Source organism: Allobosea sp. R86505, assembly GCF_042466375.1.
In the GTDB taxonomy this organism is placed as follows: domain Bacteria; phylum Pseudomonadota; class Alphaproteobacteria; order Rhizobiales; family Beijerinckiaceae; genus Allobosea.
Genome location: NZ_JAXHPY010000001.1, coordinates 4,092,350 through 4,112,553, shown reverse-complemented (window position 1 = coordinate 4,112,553; position 20,204 = coordinate 4,092,350). Strand labels below are relative to the sequence as shown.

The following is a 20,204-nucleotide window of genomic DNA, read 5'->3' as shown; positions in this document are numbered from 1 at the left end:
GAACCTCTCCGGTGATGCCGCCAGAGTGCGGGCTGTCAGGCCCACGGGCAAGCCCGCCTCATCTGCGGTGGGCCTAGCGATTGATGCTCGTTAAAGTTGTAATTTCTATTGATGTATTTTCAGAGATGTAGTTGCCTGTTCGGGCTGCCAGCAAGGCAGTGGGGCGACGCGGGTCCCGGGGAGGATCGGGTCGCAAGATCTCGGGGGCGGCCATGAAGGTCGATAATCACCGGTTGAAGCTCGATGGCGGAAAATTCGCGACCTTCGTGCCGACCGCCAATATGGGCGGACAGTTGGCGGGCGGCGCGCCCAGCATCCTCGTGGTGCACTACACCGCTGGCGCGACCGCGGCCGGAGCGATCCAGACCTTCAAGTCGCAGTCGCCCAACGGGCGAACCTCGGCGCATCTGGTGATCGACCACGACGGCAAGATCACCCAGATGGTGCCGTTCGATCGCGTCGCCTGGCATGCCGGTGCGAGCCGCTGGCGCGGCCATGACGGGATCAATCAGCACTCGGTCGGGATCGAGGTCGTCAACTGGGGCAAGCTCTCGAGGACAGCCGGCGGGGGCTGGGTGAGCTGGACCGGCGCCAGTGTCCCGGCCAGCCGCGTGATGCTGGCGCCCCACAAGCATTTTCCCGGTCAGGACCATGGCTGGGAGATCTTCGACGAGGCCCAGATGGAGGCCCTCATCGGCGCCTGCAGGGCCATCGTCTCCGCCTATGGAGTTCAGGGCTGGGATCTCGTCGGCCATGACGACATCTCGCCGATGCGCAAGATCGACCCCGGCCCGGCGATGGCGATGGACAGCCTGCGGTCGCGGGTCTTCGGGCGCGAGGATGATGCCTTCGACAATCGGCTCTTCCGGGTGAATGCCCCGGGAGACGGGCTCAACCTGCGCGAGAATGCCGGCCTCGCCAACAGCCGCGTGATCAAGAAGCTGCCGCACGACACCACGGTCCATGTGGTCGAGGTCGTCGGAAACTGGGCCCTCGTCGCCGAGGTGATCGCCGGCAACGACGACGTCACCGGCTTCGTTCACATGAACTGGCTCGTGCCGGTCGCCGCCTGAGCGCGTCCGGCGCGGCCGCCCGGTCGGCTACCGGTCCACGTCGAGCGGCGCGGTGCCGGTCGGCTTGCCGTCGGCGGACAGCGTGATCTTCTCGATGCGCGCCTCGGCCTGCTTCAGCAGCGCGTCGCAGCGCGCCTTGAGGGCCTCGCCGCGGGTGTAGATCGCGATCGATTCCTCGAGCGGCACGTCGCCCCGCTCCAGCCGGGCGACGATGTCCTCGAGCTGCTTCAGCGCCGCCTCGAAGGGCAGGGCGGCGACGTCGTCGTTGGAGATGGCTTCGCTCACGGCATGATTCCCGTTGTCGCGTCGCTTATCCGCCGGAGCGGCCCGGGCTGCAACCCCGCCCGATGGCTCATACCGGCAGCGCCGAGCTCTTCTTGATCGAGCGCAGAGTCAGCGTCGACTGGACGCGGGTGACGCCGGGCAGCTGCGTGATGATGTCGGTGTGGATGCGTTCGAAATCGGCGCTGTCGCGGTAGATCACCCGCATCAGATAGTCATGCGCGCCGGCGAGCAAATGGCATTCGAGGATCTCGGGCAGGTTCTGCACCGCCTGCTCGAAGCCCTCCAGCGAGGCGCGGCCCTGCTGGTCCAGCGTCACGAAGACGAAGGCGGTGCCGGGAAACCCCGCGATCTTGTCGTCGAGAATCATCGCATAGCCGCGGATCAGCCCGCTCTCCTCGAGCTGGCGTACCCGGCGCAGGCAGGCTGAGGGCGACAGATGCACCTTCTCGGCGAGATCGGAATTCGTGATCCGGCCATCCGCCTGCAGGATGCGCAGGATGGCGCGGTCGCGTGAATCGAGTTCGATGGTCATGATGGCCCTGGCTCCCCGGCGGGGATGAATCCTGCGAAAATCGCCGGAGCGCAAGCAATCTTCTGCATCGATTTCAGCAGGGCTGCGCTGCTTTCGGCGTCAATGGCCGCCGTGGCCGCACGAAGCTGTCAGCGCATGCGGGGCGATTCAGTCCCATGTCAGCCTGAAAGGCGTGCCCTCGAAGGCGTCCGCCCCGCGCCCGATGCCGGCGATGGCCTCGCGCATCCGCCCGTCGCGGCCGAGCATGGCGTCGGCGATGGCGACGAGCCGGGCATTGGGCGTGGCGGAGGGCGAGGCCTGCCGCAGGCGGGCGGCGAGCTCCGCCTCGTCGCGCTCCGGCGCCAGCGCGCAGGCCGCGATATAGGCGGCGGCCGTCGAGCGGCTGATGCCAGCCCAGCAATGGATCAGGAGCGGCGCGGTGCGGTCCCAGCGTCGCGTGAAGGCGAGGAAGCGCTCGACATGGGCCTCGGCCGGCACGACATGGCCCTCCATCGGCGCGCTGATGTCGGACAGGCCGAGGAACAGGTGGTTGGCCTCGCTGATACCGGCCGGGCGTTCCACGGCGGTGCCGACATTGATCAGCGTGACGAGATGGCTCGGTCGCACCGCGGCGTCGGTCTCGTGCAGCTTCGACAGCGGGGAGACGTGCAAGGTCGGCATTGGGAGGTCTCCGGCTGGGGCGTGCGAAGGGCATAATCCACCCGGGCGCGGCCGTCATCCCGGGCCCACCGTTCTCCCCGGCGCAGGCTCGCATGCGGCCGCGCGGCGGGCCGTTTCGTTTACATGTGAACGATTACCCCCTAGAAGGGCCCGACCGGGGCGATGTCCTCGCGCGAGTTCGCCATGAATCTCTGGTTCCGCCTGATCTGGCTCCTCGTGACGAGCCCCTTCCGCCCGCGGCTGGAACCGCTGGCCGAGCCGTCGCGGCTCTCCTTCCGCGTCTGGCCTCATGATCTCGACACCAGCCTGCACATGAACAACGGCCGCTACTGGTCGCTGATGGATCTCGGTCGCACCGACCTGATGCTGCGCACCAAGCTCTGGCGGGCGGTGCTGCGCCACCGCTGGGTTCCGGTTGTCAATGGCGGCATGATCCGCTTCCGGCGGGAGTTGCGCGCCTTCCAGCCCTTCCGCCTCGACACCGCCATCCTGTGCTGGACGCAAACCTGGCTCGTGATCGAGCACCGCCTGGTCACGCGGGGCCGGGACGGTACGGAGACAATCGCGGCCCATGCGCTCGTCCGGGTGGCGCTTTATGACCGCGCGGCGCGGGCCTATGTGCCGGTAGCGCGGCTGATGACCGAGATCGGGACGCAGGCGGAAAGTCCCCCGCCGCGGCCGGATGTCGACGCCTTCCTCGCCGCCGAGGACGCGATGCGCAGCACCGCCGCCAGCGCCACCGCCTGACGCGCCCATTCGGCGCCTTCGCCGCTCATTCCGCGGCGAAGCGCGTCGCCCGCCACTGGGCCAGCAGGGCGCGCAGGGCGCCGGGCTTCAGCGGCTTGTTGAGCAGATGGACGTCGAGCGCGGCCGCCGCCTCGCGCACATTCGGGGAGCGGTCGGCCGTCAGCAGGATCGCGGGCAGGGGCCGGCGCGACCGTTCACGCAGGGTGCTGATCGCGGTCAGTCCATTGCCATGGTCGAGATGGTAGTCGGCGATCACCGCATCGGGCGCGGCTCGCTTCTGCAGCGCCAGCGCGATATCCAGGCTCGCCGCCGTCGTGACCTGGCAACCCCAGCCCTCGAGCAGGCGCTTCATCCCGTCCAGGATGGCGGGCTCGTTGTCGATCACCAGAAGCTTCAGCCCGGCGAGCTGCCCGGCCGGCACCGCGCGAGGCGCCGGGCCGGTGCTCATCTCGGGCAGCGGCGAGGCACGCGGCACCAGCACGGCGAAGCGGCTGCCCCGGCCGGGCACCGAATCGAGCGTCAGCTTGTGATCGAGCGTGCGCGCGATGCGCTGGACGATCGACAGGCCGAGTCCCAGTCCGCGGGCCACCTTGGCGCCCTGGTCGAGCCGCTGGAACTCGCGGAACACCGTCTTCTGCTTGCCCTGCGGGATGCCGAGCCCAGTATCGAGCACCTCCACGGAGACCTGACCGCCGCGCCGGCGAAAGCCGATCAGCACCTTGCCGCTCGGCGTGTACTTGATCGCGTTGGAAACGAGGTTCTGCAGCAGGCGCCGCAGCAGGCGCCGGTCCGAACGCACGGCGAGGCTCGTCGGCATGAAGATGAGCTTGAGGCCCTTCTCATGCGCGCTCGGCTCGAACTCGCGCTGGAGCTGGCGCAGCAGCTCGTCGAGCCGGAAGGACGTGATCTCGGGCTTCATCGCTCCGCCGTCGAGCCGCGAGATCTCGAGCAGCGCAGTCAGGATCTCCTCGACCGCGTCGAGCGAGGCGTCGATGTTCTCGGCGAGATCGGGGCTCCCCGCGGCGCGGTCGCGTTCCACCAGAGAGGTCGCATAAAGGCGCGCCGCGTTGAGCGGCTGCAGGATGTCGTGGCTGGCGGCGGCGAGGAAGCGGGTCTTGGAGGCGTTGGCTTCCTCGGCTTCCGCCTTGGCCCGCTGCAGTTCGGCGTTGACGCGCAGGATCTCCTCGGTGCGCTCGACGACGCGCCGCTCGAGGCTCTCATTCGTGCGCTCGAGTTCCTCCTGCGCGGCGACGGCCTCGGTGATGTCGGTATAGGTCGTGACGAAGCCGCCATCGGGCAGCGGATTGGTCCGGATCTCGATGACCTTCTTGGACGGATAGAGCTTCAGCCGGACCGGCTCGCGGTCGCGCACGAAGCTCTGCAGCCGCGCCGCCATCAGTTCGTCCTGCTGGCCGTCGCCATAGGCGCCGCGCGCCGCATTGTAGCGCACGATCTCGTCGAGTCCCGTGCCGAAACGCACCATCGCGGGCGGCAGGTCGTAGAGCTGGATGAAGGCTTGGTTCCAGGCGAGCAGGCGCAGATCGCGATCGAGCACGGTAATGCCCTGGCCGGCATGGTCGAGCCCGTGCTGGAGGATGTCGCGGTTGTACTGCAGCGCCGCGGACGCGTCGTCGAGCAGCTTGAAGGCGGCTTCGGTGGTGAGGTTGCGCCGCCGCAGCAGCAGCGAGAGCACGAGCCGGGAGGAGGCAGCGCCGATCGCCGAGGAGAGCAGATGCTCGCCGAAGCGCAGCAGGTGGATGTCGGCATCCCGTGTCGGATGAGGTTCCTCGCCACGGCTGCTGGCGAAGCCCTCGAAGGCGCGCTGCGTCCGCTCCTGGCCGAGATAGCGCCCGATCGTCGATTGCAGCTCGGATTCGGTGACGCTGGAGCGCCAGAGCGAGAAGGACTGCGCCATCGTCGCCCGGTCCGATTCGACGAAGGCGTTGGCCTGCAGGCGCTCCATGGCGGTCGCCGGCCGCAGCAGCGAGAAGCCAACATAGGCGAGCAGGTTGAGGCCCAGGCTCCAGAACACGCCATGCGGCAGGGGCGGCAGATCGAGCCCCAACAGCGCCTCGGGCCGCAGTGCCGCATGGCCGAGCGGCCCGTTGGCGACGATGTCGCTCCAGATGCTGCCCGGCCGCACCAGGCTCGGCATCAGCAGCGTATAGGCCCAGGTGGCGATGCCCGCGATCAGCCCGGCCGCCGCGCCGAGCGCCGTGCCGCGGCGCCAGACCAGTCCGCCGAAAAAGGCGGGCGCGATCTGTGCCGTCGCCGCGAAGGACAACAGCCCGATCGCCACGAGCGCCTGCTCTCCGGCGGCGCGGTAATAGGCATAGCCGAGCAGGATCACGCACAGGATCGCCACGCGCCGGATGATCACGACCTGGGAACCGAGATCGCCGCCCATCGTGCCGTTGCCGGAACCCTCGCTGTCGATCGCCACCGCCGAGCCGGCCGGGTCGCTCAGCGCCCGGCGGCCGCGCAGCAGCACCGGCATGACGAGATGGTTCGAGATCATGATGGCGAGGGCGACCGAGGCGACGATCACCATGGCGGTGGCCGCGGAAAGCCCCCCGACGAAGACGAGCAGGGCGAGCAGCCCGGCATCCTTCTGCAGTGGCAGCAGCAGGACCGTCATGTCCCGGTCGATGCCCGAGCCCGGCATCAGCAGTTCGCCGGCCATCGCGAGCGGCAGCACGAAGAGGTTGATCAGGACGAGATAGAGCGGGAACATCCAGGCCGCGCGGCGGACGTCGCCCCTGTCGCGGTTCTCGACGATCGTCATGTGGAACTGGCGCGCCAGCAGCAGCGCGGCGCAGGCCGAGAGCAGCGTCAGCGTCAGGAAGGTGGGCCAGTTCGAGGTCCGCTCCCAGATCGGCGCTGCGCCGCCCGGCAGGTTCGCCGCCTGGGCGAAAAGGTCGCCCGGACCGTCATAGAGCCCGTAGACGATGAACACGCCCAGCACGAGGAAGGCGACGAGCTTGACCAGCGATTCGACCGCGATGGCCAGCACCAGCCCGTCCTGGTGCTCGGTGGCGTCGATATGGCGCGTGCCGAAGGCACAGGCGAAGCCGGCCAGCACCATCGCCACGAGAAAGGCCAGGTCGGTCAGGACGGGCGCGTCCGCGGCCGCAGGCCGGCCACCCGTCGCCGCCAGCAGGACGGAGAGCGAGCTCGCCACGGCCTTGAGCTGGAGGGCGATGTAGGGCAGGGCTCCGATGACGGCGACCAGGCACACCAGCGCCGCTACGCGCTCGCTCTTGCCATAGCGCGCGCCGACGAAGTCGGCGACCGAGGTGATGTTCTGGGACTTGGCGATGCCGACGATGCGCGAGACGAAGCGGTGGCCGAAGCCGATCACCAGGATCGGCCCGACATAGATGCCGAGGAAATCGAGCCCCGCGCGACCGGCGAAGCCGACCGAGCCATAGAAGGTCCAGGAGGTACAGTAGACGCCGAGCGCCAACGCATAGATCGTCGCGCGCGCCCTTCCGCCGACGAGGCGCCGGCCCGAGGTGTCGGCGGCATGCGCGATCGCAAACAGCGCGCACAGATAGGCCAGCGCCACGAGGACCACGGACCAGGCGGGGATCATTCTGCCTCCATCGCAGCCGCGTCACCGGCCGGACCTTAGAGGAGGAGATCGAAGCGAGGAAACAGGTTTCCACAAACCCGCTGCTTCCTCTAACGTCAACCCAGAGACGCGGCACGGCCGGGCGAGATCGGCCGAAAAACAACGGAAGGATCTTACGGATGATCGAGGAATTCAAGAAGTTCGCGCTGAAAGGCAATGTCGTCGATCTCGCGATCGGCGTGATCATCGGCGCGGCCTTCAGCAAGATCGTCGATTCGCTGGTGTCCGACATCATCATGCCGTTCTTCGGCGCGCTCGGCGGCCTCGATTTCTCGAACTACTATGTCGGCCTGAACAGCGCCGTCACGGCCCCGGTCCTCGAGGAGGCCAAGAAGCAGGGCGCGGTTCTCGCTTATGGCTCCTTCATGACGGTCGCGCTGAACTTCCTGATCATCGCCTTCGTGCTGTTTCTGGTGGTGAAGGGCATCAACCGTCTGCGCCGCGCCGAGGAGGCCAAGCCCGAAGCGCCGACCCCGCCGGCGGCGGACGTGGTCCTTCTCACCGAGATTCGCGACCTGCTGAAGCAAAAGACGGTCTGACGGATGCGCGATCGGTCGCGTCGATTCATCACCGCGACCGATCGACCCGATCTCGCGATTTCATGCCTGCGCGCGCCATCATCGGCTAAAGCAGTGCGGTCTAACCTGTGAGGTCGCCAACGATGTCCACCGCTCCTGTCGCCGGCACCAGCCTGCTGTCGTCGCTGCGCCCCGAGGCGCGCAACGCGCCGGAAAGCGGCATCGTCGAGGTCGTCAACCACGGCCGGATGAAGGAGGGGCTGATCCCGCTCTGGGTCGGCGAGGGTGACCTGCCGACGCCCGATTTCATCGCACGGGCCGCCAACGCCTCGCTGGCCGCAGGCGAGACCTTCTACACCTGGCAGCGCGGCATCCCGGATCTCAGAGAAGCGCTGGCGCGCTACCACACGGCGCTCTATGGCCGGCCCTTTTCCACGGACTCCTTCTTCATCACCGGCTCGGGCATGCAGGCGGTCCAGATCGTCGTGCGCATGATCACGGGACCCGGCGACGAGGTCGTCATCCCCACGCCGGCCTGGCCGAATGTCGGCGCCGCGATCGGCGTCGCGGGAGCGATCCCGGTCAACGTGCCGATGGACTATGTCCAGGGCCGCTTTTCGCTCGATCTCGATCGGCTGGCCGCCGCCATCACGCCGAAGACGCGTGCCATCGCCATCAACTCGCCCGCCAACCCGACCGGGTGGACAGCCACGAAGGACGAGCTGGCGGCGATCCTGGCACTGGCGCGCAAGCATGGCCTCTGGATCATCGCCGACGAGATCTATGCCCGCTTCGTCTATGACGGCTCCGCCCGCGCCGCCTCCTTCCATGACGTGATGGAGGCGGAGGACCGCGTCCTCTTCGTCCAGACCTTTTCGAAGAACTGGGCCATGACGGGCTGGCGCGTCGGCTGGATCGAGGCCCCGCCCGCCTTCGGCCAGGTCATCGAGAACCTGATCCAGTATTCGACCTCCGGCGTTCCGGTCTTCGTCCAGCGCGGAGCCATCGCCGCGCTCGACGAGGGCGAGCCCTTCGTCGCCGAACAGATCGCCCGCGCCAAGGAAGGCCGCCAGATCATCGCGGAGGGGCTCAAGGCGACCAACCGGGTCACCCTGTCCCCGCCCGACGGAGCCCTCTACCAGTTCTTCTCGGTCGATGGCTGGCAGGACAGCCGGGCGCTCGCCATCGACCTGGTCGACAGGGCCAATGTCGGGCTTGCGCCCGGCACCGCCTTCGGCCCTGGCGGCGAGACCGGCCTGCGGCTCTGCTTCGCCCGCAAGGCCCCCGATCTGGTCGAGACCGTCGCCCGGCTGCAGCGCGCTCTGGCCGGCTGAGGACGGCCGGGGAGCCGCTTGCAGGCCCGGCGCGCATGACGGCCGTGCGTGGCGCGGGCCGCTCGCGAAATTGACCCCGGCCCGCCCTGTCGCCATGACAGCGATGCTGCATTGCAGCAGCGCGGCGGGACATCATGGCGGGCACAGGTTACCCTTCGAAGACGCTGGCTGTCCTCTCCCGTGAGGCGGTCGTCATCGCCATCGCTGCGACCGGCGGCGCGCTGTTCTCCCTGCTGGGGGCACCGGCCGCCTGGCTCTCCGGCGCGATGATCCTGAGCGCGCTCGTCGCGTTCGTGCGACCCCTGCCGGTGCTGCGGCGCTCCTGGTTCGATTCCACCGTGCTGCTCTCGGGAACGATTATCGGCTCGGCCGCGACACCCGAGGCGCTGTCCGCGGCGGTGCGCTATCCCGCCTCGCTGATCATCTTGCTCTTCGCCATGGCCGGCATCATGGCCGCTACCGGCGCCTATCTGCGCTATGTCGCACGCTGGTCCTGGCTGGATGCGCTGCTGGCGGCCGCGCCCGGCGCCCTGGCGACAGTGCTGGCCGTCGCCCAGTCGAAAGGCGCCAATATCGGCCGCATCTCGGTGGTCCAGCTGTTTCGGCTGCTGGTGCTGGTCGCGCTGCTGCCCAGCCTGATGCAACTGACGGGGCTGCATTCCGACGTCCCGGTGCCGCCGGCGAAGATCCTCGATCCCTGGACGATGCTCCTGCTGCTGCTCGCCGGCTTCGGCGTCGGGCTCGTGCTCGACCGCATGGGCGTCGCGGCGCCGATGATGTTCGGCGCGACGCTCGCCAGCGCCGTGGCGCATGGCACCGGCCTCGTCGAGGGCAGCCTGCCACCGGCGGTGCAGATCGCGGTGCTGGTCATGCTGGGCTCAACCATGGGCGGGCGCGTCTGCGCCATTCCGCGGCGCGAGCTTTTGGGGCTGTTTCCGCTGGCGGCCGGTGGCCTGCTCGTCTCACTCGGCGTCGCCTTCGCCTTCGCCTGGCCGGCGGCGCTGCTCGCCGGAGTGTCCTATGCGGATTCGATGACCGCCTTCGCGCCCGGCGGCCTCGAGGCCATGGCGATGCTCGCCTTCGCGATGGGGCTCGACACGCTCTATGTCGGCTCCCACCACCTGATGCGCTTCCTGATCATCGGCTTCGCGATGCCGTTCCTGATCGACCGGATCCCGGGCCGGCCGCCGGAGCGCTGAGGAGAAGCGCTTCGCGATCAGGCGCTGATCGCAGCCCCGGGCCAGGTCGCTCCATTGGTGTTGGTCATCACCGCATAGAGCGAACTGGTGCCGCAGATGAACAGGCGGTTGAGCCTGGGCCCGCCCCAGCAGACATTGGCGACGACCTCGGGGATCGCGATCTGGCCGATCAGCGTCCCGTCGGCGTGATAGACGTGGACGCCGTCGGCAGCGCTGGTCCAGATCCGGCCCTCGACATCGAGCCGGAAGCCGTCGAACAGGCCGGCCGTGCAGGTGGCGAAGACGCGCGAGCCCGTCAGCCGCGTGCCGTCGGCTGAGACCTCGCAGGCACGGATATGGCGCGGCCCATGGACCGGATCGTGGCTGGCGCCGGTGTCGGCGATGTAGAGGATGCGCTCGTCGGGCGAGAAGGCCAGCCCGTTCGGCTTGACGAAATCATCGGCGACGATGGCGAGCGCGCCGCTCTGCCCGTCGATCCGGTAGACATGGCAGGCGCCGATCTCGCTCTCGGCCTTGTTGCCTTCATAGTCGCTGAGGATGCCGTAATCGGGGTCGGTAAACCAGATCGACCCGTCCGACTTCACCACGACATCGTTGGGCGAGTTCAGCCGCTTCCCCTGCCAATGGCTCGCCAGCACCGTGACGGAGCCGTCATGCTCAGTGCGCGTCACCTGCCGCCCGCCATGCTCGCAGGTGACGAGCCGCCCCTGGGGATCGACCGTATTGCCGTTGCTGTTGCGCGCCGGCTGCCGGAACACGCTCGTCTGCCCGCTCATGGCGTCGAAGCGCAGCATCCGGTCGTTGGGGATGTCGGAAAACACCAGCGTGTTGTGCGCCCGGAACCAGGCCGGCCCCTCCGCCCAGCGCGAGCCGGTCCAGAGCCGCTCGACCCGGGCCGAGCCGGGAATGACGCGGTGGAAGCGCGGGTCGAGCACCGTCGAGCCCGTGCCGTCGAGGATGCCGAACATGAACCTGTCTCCAGATGGTGCCCGACCATCGGGGATCAGGCCGGGCAGGGCAAGCCGGGCAAAGGCGCCTGCGCGCGGCGACTGTCCCGAGCTGATTTTGGTTTCCGCGGGTTTCCATCCGCGGCGCATCGGCAAGATCGCCCCAATCTCCGCCTTGTTCCGGGCCATCGATCTGTCGGAACGGATGGGCTGGCGATGCGCGAGAACGGGCCCTGCCTTGGCCGCCATGGTGGGAGAGAGACGACGGCGAGGCGGGCGGGCGCACCGGCCGGTGGCGCCCTGGCCCTGCTGCTGGGCGAGCTCTCCGGCGGTTGCGCCACCGCCTCGCTGGACGAGGCGGGCGCGCTGTCCTCCTATGGCGGGCTCGGCCGCTCGGACGGCATGCTGACGCAGTCGCGCATCGCGATCGACAAGCCCGCCATCCTGGGCGCCAGCACGGTGCGGCTGATCCCGACATCCTTTGTCGGCAAGGCGGCAGCCACGCCGCTGACGCCGGAGCAGCGGCAACTCATCGCTAATGCGGTCGATCGTTCGCTGTGTGTGGGCCTGAGCGAGAGACTGACCGTTCGCCGCTCCGGACCGGCCGATCTGACCGTGCAGGCCTTCGTCTCGCAGATCGTGCCCACCAATGAATACGCGGCTGCGGCGTCCAAGGCGGCGTCCATCGCCAAATCCGTCCTCCTGCCTGACATTCCCGGCCCGACCTTGCGCCTGCCGATCGGGCTCGGCAGCCTCTCCGTCGAGGCCGAGGCGCGGGGCGCGGCCGGCGAGCAGCGCGCCGCGATGATCTGGGGCCGCGGCGCCAATGCTCTCTTCGGCACGACGCGCGTCTCGGCAGCCGGAGACGCTTATGAATTCGCGAGCGCCTTCGGGGATGACTTCAGCACTTTGATCGTCACGGGCGAGAGCCCCTTCGGAAAGATGCCGGCGCTGCCCTCGGGGCAGCGCCTCCAGGCCATGGCGGGCGGGGCGCCGAAGCAGGCCGTCTGCGAGGCCTTCGGCCGCGCGCCCGGCGTGACGGGGCTGATCGGCGGCATCGTGGGCGCACCTCCCGAATGGACCGACCGGGGCGCGGCCGGGCTGGGCACGCCCGCGGACGTCGCCGGCCCGGACCGCCTGCCCGCCTACAAGGTCAGCCCGGCATCCCAATAGGGCGTCTGGCCGTAGAGCTCGCCGAGATAATCGACGAAGGCGCGCACCTTCTGCTCCATGTGCCGGCGGCTCGGATAGACCGCGTGAATGGCGACGCGGCTGCCGACGGAATAGGCCGGCAGCACCCGCTGCAGTGCCCCCGATTTCAGCTCCGGCCCGACATCCCAGGTCGAGCGCAAGGCGATGCCGAGCCCTGCCAGCAGCGCCTCGCGCACGACCTCGCTGGAATTGGTCCGCAGCGGGCCGACGACGCGCACGGTGACCGGCCCGTCAGGGGCGTCCAGCTTCCAGTGGTCGGTGTTGTGGGCGATCAGCGTATGGCGCGAGAGGTCGTCGATCGTGGCCGGAACGCCCGCTGCAGCAAGATAGCCCGGCGTCGCGCAGAGCACGCGATGGTTCGGCGCCAGCCGCTTCGCGACCAGGCTCGAATCTCTGAGATCGGCGATGCGGATGGCGAGATCGAAGCCCTCGCCGACGATGTCGATGAAGCCGTCGCCGAGCACGAGTTCGACGCTCACCAGCGGGTGCGCGTCGAGGAAGGGCTTGAGATGCGGCGCGATGTGGAGCCGCCCGAAGGAGGTCGGCGCCGAGACGCGCAGCGTCCCGCGCGCCTGGCCCGCCCCACTGGCGACCCAGGCCTCGGCGTCCTCGATCGAGGACAGGATCGAGACCACGCGCTCATAGAAGCCCTGTCCGGCCTCGGTCAGCGAGAGCTGCCGGGTCGTGCGCTGCAACAGCCGCACGCCCAGCCGCTCCTCGAGCCGGCGGATGCGCTTGGAGATTACGGCCGGCGACAGGTTGAGCTGCCGCCCGGCGGCCGACATGCTGCGCGCCGTCACGACATGGGCGAAGACGTCGAGGTCGCCGAACCGGTCCATGGTGGGTCCTATCTTTTCCGATTTGGAAACAATCATGAACGTTGGTCGCACTGCAAGGATGCTGGAATTGGTCTAGGGTTGCTCTGAAGGTTGGTTCGTCGCGCTCCTCCCTTCCCCCTTGTGGGGAAGGGTATGGGGATGGGGGTGGTGCCGCCTGGTGATCGCTCACCCGGTCGGTCGACCCCCACCCCTACCCCTCCCCACAAGGGGGAGGGGTTCCCGCGCTTCATTTCGATCTGAATAAGACCGGGGAAAACCGCATCATGTCCGCCATCGCCTTTCCGCTGCCCGATCCGGGAATCCTGGCGCGCCGCGACGAGATCGTCGCCGGCCTCGCCCGGCTGGTCGCGCCCGATGCGCTGATCACCGCCGAGGATGAGCGCCGCCCCTATGAGACGGATGCGCTGACCGCCTATCGCCGCCTGCCGCTGGCGGTAGTACTGCCCTCGACGACTGAAGAAGTCGCAGCCGTGCTGAAATTCTGCGGCGAGCAGGGCGTGCCGGTGGTGCCGCGCGGGGCGGGCACCTCGCTCGCCGGCGGCGCCATCCCGCAGGAGGATGCCGTCGTCATCGGCGTCTCCAAGATGAACCGCATCCTTTCGATCGACTACGCCAACCGCACCGCGAAGGTGCAGGCCGGCGTCACCAATCTCGCCGTCACTGGCGAGGTCTCGGCCGAGGGCTTCTTCTACGCGCCCGACCCGTCTTCCCAGCTCGCCTGCTCGATCGGCGGCAATATCGGCATGAACTCCGGCGGGGCGCATTGCCTGAAATACGGCGTCACCACCAACAATGTGCTCGGCGTCACGATGGTGCTGCTCGACGGCAGCATCGTGGAGGTCGGCGGCGCCCATCTCGATGCCGCCGGCTACGACATCCTCGGCCTGATCAACGGCTCCGAAGGCCAGCTCGGCATCATCACCGAGGCGACGGTGCGCATCCTGCGCGCGGCCGAAGGCGCCAGGCCCGTGCTGTTCGGCTTCCCGACCAGCGAGCAGGCCGGTGCGGCGGTGGCGGCCATCATCGGCGCGGGCATCATCCCCGTCGCGATGGAGTTCATGGACAAGCCCGCCATCGAGATCTGCGAGGCCTTCGCCCATGCCGGCTATCCGATGGATGTCGAGGCGCTGCTGATCATCGAGGTCGAGGGCTCCGACACCGAGATGGACGCCCAACTCGCCCGCATCGTCGCCATCGCCCGCGAGCATGGCGTCAAGACGGTGAAGGAGAGCAAATCGGCGATGGAGGCGGCCGCGATCTGGAAGGGCCGCAAATCCGCCTTCGGCGCCACCGGCCGCATCGCCGACTACATCTGCATGGACGGCACCATTCCCACCGGCCAGCTCCCTTATGTGCTGCGCCGCATGGACGAGATCGTGAAGGGCTACGGCCTGCGCGTCGCCAATGTCTTCCATGCCGGCGACGGCAATCTCCACCCGCTGATCCTCTACAACTGCAACGACCCCATCGAGGCGCAGAAGGCGGAGGATGCCGGCATGGACATCCTCAAGCTCTGCGTCGAGGTCGGCGGCTGCCTGACCGGCGAGCACGGCGTCGGCATCGAGAAGCGCGACCTGATGACCTTCCAGTTCAACCCGGAGGATCTGAACCAGCAGATGCGGGTGAGGGCGGTGTTCGACCAGCGCTGGCTGCTCAACCCCGCGAAGGTGTTTCCGCTGGAAGGGCGGGTGGCGGCGTAAGAGCCTGTCTTTCCGGGGCTCGCGAAGCGAGAACCCGGAACCCACGACCGGGTGAGAGATGGCGTACTTCCTCTATCTCATGGCCAGCAAGCGCAGCGGCACGCTCTATCTCGGCGTCACCAACGATCTCGCCAGGCGGATCCATGAGCACAAGGCGAAGCAGAACGCCGGTTTCACGAGCCGTTACGATGTCGATCGTCTGGTCTGGTACGAAGAGTTCGCCGACATCCGGGATGCCATCGACCGCGAGAAGGTGTTGAAGAAGTGGCGCAGGGCTTGGAAGATCACGTTGATCGAGGAGATCAATCCCGAATGGAAAGACCTCTATGAAGGGCTCGCTTGAGGGGCATCGCGCCACCCTGTCATTCCGGGGCGGCCCGAAGGGCCGAACCCGGAACCCACGACCGGGTGAAACCTGTTCAATGATGTGCTTTCGCGCGGAATTCGAAGCCGCTCGCCCGGTCGTGGGTTCCGGGTTCTTCGCTGCGCGAAGCCCCGGAAAGACAGGAGGGAGCGCATGACCCTCCACATTCCCACCACCGAGGCGCAGGCCTGCGCCATCGTGAAATCGGTGATCGACAGCGGCGTTCCGCTGTCGATCGGCGGCGGCGGCACGCGGGCCGGGCTCGGCCGCCCGACGCAGACGCAGAGCACGCTCTCCAGCGCCGGCCTCACCGGCATCACGCTCTATGAGCCGGCCGAGATGGTCATCGCCGCGCGCGCCGGCACGCCGCTGGCCGAGGTCGAGCGCACGCTCTCCGAGCGCGGCCAGATGCTGCCCTTCGAGCCGATGGACCACCGCGCGCTGCTGGGCACGGAAGGCGAGCCGACCATCGGCGCGGTTGCGGCCGGCAACATCTCCGGCCCGCGCCGGATCAATGCCGGCGCGGCGCGCGACTCGCTCATCGGCATCCGGCTGGTGAATGGCCGCGGCGAGGCGATCAAATCCGGCGGGCGGGTGATGAAGAACGTCACCGGACTCGACCTGGTGAAGCTCGTCGCAGGCAGCTACGGCACGCTCGGCTTCCTCACCGAGGTCACCTTCCGCGTGCTGCCGAAGCCGGAGCGCATCCTGACCCTGGTCTGGCGCGGCCTTTCGGACGAGGGGGCGGTCGCCTTGCTCTGCACCGCGCTGGGCTCGCCCTATGAGCCCTTCGCCGCCGCGCATCTGCCGGCCGGCCTCGGCGCCGAGCAGCCCCGCACCCTGCTGCGGCTGGAGAACTTCTCCGATTCGATCGACTACCGCAGCCGCGAACTGATCGCGCTGCTGGCGGCCCACGGCACCCCCGAAATGATCGAGGGCGAGGCCTCCGTCGAACTCTGGCGCGATGTCCGCGACGCCCGCTTCTTCGCCGGCAGCGAGGAGGCTGTCTGGCGGCTGTCCGTCGCGCCGACCGACGGCCCCAAGGCGACCGCTGCCATTGCGGCGCGGGTGCCGGGCGCGCGCTGGTTCTACGACTGGGGCGGCGGGCTGGTCTGGCTCGCGGTGCCTGCCGGCGCGGATGCCGCGGCGGGCGCCATCCGCGCTGCGATCAGGCCGCTGGGCGGTCATGCCACGCTGGTGCGCGCGCCTGCCGCGATCCGCGCGAGCGTGCCGGTGTTCGAGCCGCTGACCGAGCCGCTCATGCGGCTGACGGCGGGCATCAAGACGAGCTTCGATCCGGCCGGGATTTTCGAGCCCGGCCGGATGTATGCGGGGGTGTGAGGAAGGGCGCGGGGAACCCCTCTCCCGGGTGGGAGAGGGGCAGGGGTGAGGGCCCGCCGCCGATCGCTCAAGCGCAACGGAGCCATTGTGCTCCATGCGCAAACGGCAGGCCCTCATCCGGCCCTCCGGGCCACCTTCTCCCATCCGGGAGAAGGGAAGAGGTGTAGCGGACGATCAGAGCGTAATCATGCAAACCAATTTCAGCCCCGCCCATCTCGCCTCGGACCCCAGGCTTCCGGCCTCGGAGAAGATCCTGCGCACCTGCGTGCATTGCGGCTTCTGCACCGCGACCTGCCCGACCTATCTGCTGCTCGGCGACGAGCTCGATTCCCCGCGCGGGCGCATCTACCTGATCAAGGACATGCTGGAGAACGGCAAGCCGGCGTCCGAAGAGGTCGTGAAGCATGTCGACCGCTGCCTCTCCTGCCTCTCCTGCATGTCGACCTGCCCGTCCGGCGTGAACTACATGCACCTCGTCGATCATGCCCGCGCCCATATCGAGGAGACCTATGAGCGCTCCTGGCACGACAATCTGCTGCGGCGCGTGCTCGGCGCGATACTGCCCTATCCGGGCCGCTTCCGTGTCGCGATGCTCGGCGCCATGCTGGCCAAGCCTTTGGGGCCGGCGCTCGGCGCGCTGCCGCTGTTGGGCGCGCGGCTGAAGGCGATGCTGGCGCTGGCGCCCTCCAAACTGCCGTCGCGCTCGCCGATGGAGGGGCCGCAGAGCTTCGCCCCCGCCACGGCGCCTGCGGGCAAGCGTGTCGCCATCCTCTCCGGCTGCGCCCAGCCGGTGCTCGACCCCGCCATCAACGAGGCGACGATCCGGCTTCTGACGCGCCATGGCGTCGAGGTCGTGCTGCCGAAGGGCGAGGGCTGCTGCGGCGCGCTCGTCCACCATATGGGCCGCGAGCACGATGCCCACGCCTTCGCGCGGGCCAATATCGACGCCTGGACGGCCGAGATCGAGGGCAAGGGGCTCGACGCCATCCTGATCACGACCTCGGGCTGCGGCACGACGATCAAGGATTACGGCTTCATGTTCCGCAACGAGCCGGCCTATGCCGCCAAGGCGGAGCGGGTGTCGGCGCTGGCCAAGGACGTCACGGAGTTCGTGGCGACGCTCAACCTCGTGCCGGTGCGGGATGTCGCCATGCCGATCGCCTACCACTCGGCGTGCTCGATGCAGCATGGCCAGCAGCTCAAGGACGGGCCCAAGCGCCTGCTCTCGGGCGTCGGTTTCGCGGTGAAGGAGGCGCCGGAGGGGCATATCTGCTGCGGCTCGGCCGGCGTCTACAACATCCTGCAGCCGGAGATCGCCGGGCAGTTGCGCGAGCGCAAGGTCGGCAACATCCAGAAGACCAAGCCGATGCTGGTCGCGACCGGCAATATCGGCTGCATGACCCAGATCGCCAAGGGCTTCGCCGATCGCGGCGCCACCACCCCTGTGGTCCACACCGCCGAACTGCTCGACTGGGCGACCGGCGGGCCGCTGCCGGAGAAGCTGGCGCAGGCGGGGATCGCAGATCGCCCGCTGCGGGAGGTCAAGCTCCTGGCGGCGGAATAAAGCGCTTCCCCTCCCCCTTGTGGGGAGGGGAGAGGGGTGGGGGTCGACCGACCGCGTGATCGCTCGCCAGGCGGCACCACCCCCATCCCCATACCCTTCCCCACAAGGGGGAAGGGAGGGGCCAGGCCCGGCGCCGTTCAGGTGGTAGCGGGGTCCACGCGGTTCCGAGGCTTGCCCCATCCGCCCGCGCAAGCTACCGAACGGCCCAATCCCGCCGTCGAAAACACGAAACGAACGCCCATGTCCGTGGACAAGCCCGCCCCCGCCAAGCTGAAGGCCCGCCAGCCGCGCGGCTTCGTCGATCGTGGCCCGGCCGATGTCGCCGCGACCGAGCGCATGCTGGCGGTGATCCGCGAGAGCTTCTCGCGCTATGGCTTCGATCCCGTCGAGACGCCGTTTGTCGAATACACCGACGCGCTCGGCAAGTTCCTGCCCGACCAGGACCGCCCGAACGAGGGCGTCTTCTCCTTCCAGGACGATGACGAGCAGTGGCTCTCGCTGCGCTACGACCTGACCGCGCCGCTCGCCCGCTATGTCGCGGAGAATTACGACGCGCTGCCAAAACCCTATCGCAGCTACCGCGCCGGCTATGTCTTCCGCAACGAGAAGCCCGGGCCGGGCCGCTTCCGCCAGTTCATGCAGTTCGACGCCGACATCGTCGGCGCGGGTTCTGTGGCGGCCGACGCCGAGATCTGCATGCTCGCCGCCGACACGATGGAGGCGCTCGGCATCAAGCGCGGCGACTATGTCGTCAAGGTCAACAACCGCAAGGTGCTCGACGGCGTCATGGAGGCGATCGGGCTCGGCGGCGAGGAGAATGCTGGCCGCCGGCTGACGGTGCTCAGGGCGATCGACAAGCTCGACAAGTTCGGGCCGGAGGGCGTGCGTGATCTGCTCGGCGCAGGTCGCAGGGACGAGAGCGGGGATTTCACGAAGGGCGCGGGGCTCGATCCATTGGAGATCGAAGCGATACTCGACTTTACGGTTGAGTTTGGCGAGGGCGAGTTTCAGAGCCGAAATTTGGCTACGATGAATCCACCGGTGGAAAGCGGCTTCGAACTGCAGAAACAGGGCTCTTTTGAGCTGCTTGAAATTCAAAAGCTCTGTCGTGGAGCGGGCTATGGCCCCGACCGCATCCGCATCGACCCCTCCGTCGTCCGCGGCCTCGAATACTACACGGGCCCTGTCTACGAGGTGGAGTTAACCTTCGAAGTCCCCAATGACCAAGGCCAGGTCGTGCGCTTCGGCTCGGTCGCGGGCGGCGGGCGCTATGACGGGCTGGTTGGGCGCTTCCGGCCCGAGCCTGTGCCGGCGACGGGTTTCTCGATCGGCGTGTCCCGGCTCTACACCGCGCTGAAGGCGGTGAAGTCGCCCATCGTCGATGCCAGGAACGAACTGCCGCTCGTCGTCGTCACCGCGATGGACAACAAGTCGCCGGAGTTCATGCCCGGCTATCAGGCGATGGTGTCAGTGCTGCGCCAGGCAAGGGGCGCGGACGGCAAGCCGCTCTGCCGCGCCGATCTCTATCTCGGCGCATCCGGCTTCAACGCCCAGATGAAATACGCCGACCGCCGCGGCGCGATCTGCGCGATCATCCAGGGCTCCTCCGAGCGCGAGGCCGGCACGGTCGTCATCAAGGACCTGATCCTCGGCGCCGAACTCGCCGCCGCCTCCCGCGATGTGAAGGATTCCGCCGAGCACAAGGCCAAGCAGGCGGAGGCGCAGTTCTCCGTGCCGGTCGAGGGGCTGGTCGAGGGTGTGAAGACGGTGCTCGCGCGGCACGGGTAACGACACGCGTCATGCTCGGGCTTGACCCGAGCATCTCTTGCCGGAGATTCTCGGGTCTGCGCTTCGCTTCGCCCGAGAATGACGTGAACCTTGAACCGTCCTTCGTCTACCTCATGACGAACAAGCCGAGAGGTACATTGTACCTCGGCGTGACCGCCGATCTCGTTCGGCGTGTGAGCGAGCACAAGCAACTCGCCGGGCGGTCGTTCACGGCGCATTACAATCTCGACAAGTTGGTCTGGTTCGAGCAGTTCGATCATATCGATCTTGCCATTCAGCGCGAGACGAGCCTGAAGCGCTGGTTGCGCGCTTGGAAGATCGACCTTGTCGAGAAGGCCAATCCGGGTTGGCGCGATCTGTTTGAGGACATCTACCCCACGTCATTCTCGGACGGAGCGTAGCGGAGATCCGAGAATCTCGGGCAAAAGGAGGTGAGGGCGCCTCTGTCGGCATGAGATGCTCGGGTC

18 protein-coding genes are annotated in these 20,204 nt (G+C 68.2%); 12 read left to right on the top strand and 6 right to left on the bottom strand.

What is annotated here, in order from left to right; translation table 11 throughout:
• The first annotated feature begins 212 nt into the window (after positions 1-212).
• Positions 213-1,073: an N-acetylmuramoyl-L-alanine amidase gene (locus SJY11_RS19860; RefSeq protein ID WP_376988464.1), complete on the top strand. Its 861-nt coding sequence runs from the start codon at positions 213-215 to the stop codon at positions 1,071-1,073.
• 27 nt (positions 1,074-1,100) lie between these two features.
• On the opposite strand, the gene SJY11_RS19855 is transcribed toward SJY11_RS19860, so the two are convergent.
• The 3 genes from SJY11_RS19855 to SJY11_RS19845 all read right to left on the bottom strand — a co-directional run bounded on the left by SJY11_RS19855 (position 1,101) and on the right by SJY11_RS19845 (position 2,550).
• A complete protein-coding gene (locus tag SJY11_RS19855; RefSeq protein WP_066724419.1) occupies positions 1,101-1,358 on the bottom strand; it encodes an exodeoxyribonuclease VII small subunit in 258 nt (85 codons plus the stop codon).
• A gap of 67 nt (positions 1,359-1,425) precedes the next feature.
• Positions 1,426-1,890: an Lrp/AsnC family transcriptional regulator gene (locus tag SJY11_RS19850; RefSeq protein ID WP_066724416.1), complete on the bottom strand. Its 465-nt coding sequence runs from the start codon at positions 1,888-1,890 to the stop codon at positions 1,426-1,428.
• A gap of 147 nt (positions 1,891-2,037) precedes the next feature.
• The gene (locus SJY11_RS19845) at positions 2,038-2,550 is read right to left on the bottom strand and encodes a tyrosine phosphatase family protein (RefSeq protein WP_376988463.1); all 513 of its coding nucleotides are present in this window, start codon (positions 2,548-2,550) and stop codon (positions 2,038-2,040) included.
• Positions 2,551-2,712: 162 nt separating this feature from the next.
• Here SJY11_RS19845 and SJY11_RS19840 point away from each other — a divergent pair, with 162 nt between their 5' ends.
• Positions 2,713-3,297 (top strand): acyl-CoA thioesterase, encoded by a 585-nt coding sequence (locus SJY11_RS19840; protein ID WP_376988462.1) that lies wholly within the window; start codon positions 2,713-2,715, stop codon positions 3,295-3,297.
• 25 nt (positions 3,298-3,322) lie between these two features.
• Here SJY11_RS19840 and SJY11_RS19835 read toward each other — a convergent pair whose 3' ends face one another.
• Positions 3,323-6,892, bottom strand: coding sequence for a hybrid sensor histidine kinase/response regulator (locus tag SJY11_RS19835; protein ID WP_376988461.1), 3,570 nt, complete (start codon positions 6,890-6,892; stop codon positions 3,323-3,325).
• 158 nt (positions 6,893-7,050) lie between these two features.
• Between SJY11_RS19835 and mscL the strand changes: the two genes are divergently transcribed.
• The 3 genes from mscL (at position 7,051) to SJY11_RS19820 (ending at position 9,982) form a co-directional block, all read left to right on the top strand.
• Positions 7,051-7,470, top strand: a complete 420-nt coding sequence (mscL, locus tag SJY11_RS19830) for a large conductance mechanosensitive channel protein MscL (protein WP_376988459.1) — start codon at positions 7,051-7,053, stop codon at positions 7,468-7,470.
• A 122-nt stretch (positions 7,471-7,592) separates the two neighbouring features.
• Positions 7,593-8,783, top strand: a complete 1,191-nt coding sequence (locus SJY11_RS19825) for a pyridoxal phosphate-dependent aminotransferase (RefSeq protein ID WP_376988458.1) — start codon at positions 7,593-7,595, stop codon at positions 8,781-8,783.
• A gap of 134 nt (positions 8,784-8,917) precedes the next feature.
• Positions 8,918-9,982: an AbrB family transcriptional regulator gene (locus tag SJY11_RS19820; protein WP_376988457.1), complete on the top strand. Its 1,065-nt coding sequence runs from the start codon at positions 8,918-8,920 to the stop codon at positions 9,980-9,982.
• A gap of 17 nt (positions 9,983-9,999) precedes the next feature.
• Here the strand turns inward: SJY11_RS19820 and SJY11_RS19815 are convergent, their stop codons facing one another.
• Positions 10,000-10,950 (bottom strand): SMP-30/gluconolactonase/LRE family protein, encoded by a 951-nt coding sequence (locus SJY11_RS19815; protein WP_376988456.1) that lies wholly within the window; start codon positions 10,948-10,950, stop codon positions 10,000-10,002.
• A gap of 195 nt (positions 10,951-11,145) precedes the next feature.
• On the opposite strand from SJY11_RS19815, the gene SJY11_RS19810 reads away from it, so the two are divergent.
• Positions 11,146-12,102 (top strand): DUF3313 domain-containing protein, encoded by a 957-nt coding sequence (locus SJY11_RS19810; RefSeq protein ID WP_376988455.1) that lies wholly within the window; start codon positions 11,146-11,148, stop codon positions 12,100-12,102.
• On the opposite strand, the gene SJY11_RS19805 is transcribed toward SJY11_RS19810, so the two are convergent.
• Positions 12,075-12,980 (bottom strand): LysR family transcriptional regulator, encoded by a 906-nt coding sequence (locus SJY11_RS19805; protein WP_376988454.1) that lies wholly within the window; start codon positions 12,978-12,980, stop codon positions 12,075-12,077. The genes SJY11_RS19810 and SJY11_RS19805 overlap by 28 nt on opposite strands.
• Positions 12,981-13,243: 263 nt before the next feature.
• Here SJY11_RS19805 and SJY11_RS19800 point away from each other — a divergent pair, with 263 nt between their 5' ends.
• The 6 genes from SJY11_RS19800 to SJY11_RS19775 all read left to right on the top strand — a co-directional run bounded on the left by SJY11_RS19800 (position 13,244) and on the right by SJY11_RS19775 (position 20,138).
• Positions 13,244-14,680 carry an FAD-binding oxidoreductase gene (locus SJY11_RS19800; protein WP_376988453.1) on the top strand — a complete coding sequence of 479 codons (1,437 nt, stop codon included), beginning with the start codon at positions 13,244-13,246 and terminating at the stop codon, positions 14,678-14,680.
• A gap of 58 nt (positions 14,681-14,738) precedes the next feature.
• Positions 14,739-15,023: a GIY-YIG nuclease family protein gene (locus SJY11_RS19795; protein ID WP_376988452.1), complete on the top strand. Its 285-nt coding sequence runs from the start codon at positions 14,739-14,741 to the stop codon at positions 15,021-15,023.
• A gap of 174 nt (positions 15,024-15,197) precedes the next feature.
• Positions 15,198-16,385 carry an FAD-binding protein gene (locus SJY11_RS19790; RefSeq protein ID WP_376988451.1) on the top strand — a complete coding sequence of 396 codons (1,188 nt, stop codon included), beginning with the start codon at positions 15,198-15,200 and terminating at the stop codon, positions 16,383-16,385.
• Positions 16,386-16,572: 187 nt separating this feature from the next.
• On the top strand, positions 16,573-17,949 hold the full coding sequence (gene glcF / locus SJY11_RS19785) for a glycolate oxidase subunit GlcF (RefSeq protein WP_376988450.1): 1,377 nt from the start codon (positions 16,573-16,575) through the stop codon (positions 17,947-17,949).
• A 240-nt stretch (positions 17,950-18,189) separates the two neighbouring features.
• A complete protein-coding gene (gene hisS, locus SJY11_RS19780) occupies positions 18,190-19,737 on the top strand; it encodes a histidine--tRNA ligase (RefSeq protein ID WP_376988449.1) in 1,548 nt (515 codons plus the stop codon).
• 11 nt (positions 19,738-19,748) lie between these two features.
• Positions 19,749-20,138 carry a GIY-YIG nuclease family protein gene (locus SJY11_RS19775; protein ID WP_376988448.1) on the top strand — a complete coding sequence of 130 codons (390 nt, stop codon included), beginning with the start codon at positions 19,749-19,751 and terminating at the stop codon, positions 20,136-20,138.
• Positions 20,139-20,204: the final 66 nt, after the last annotated feature.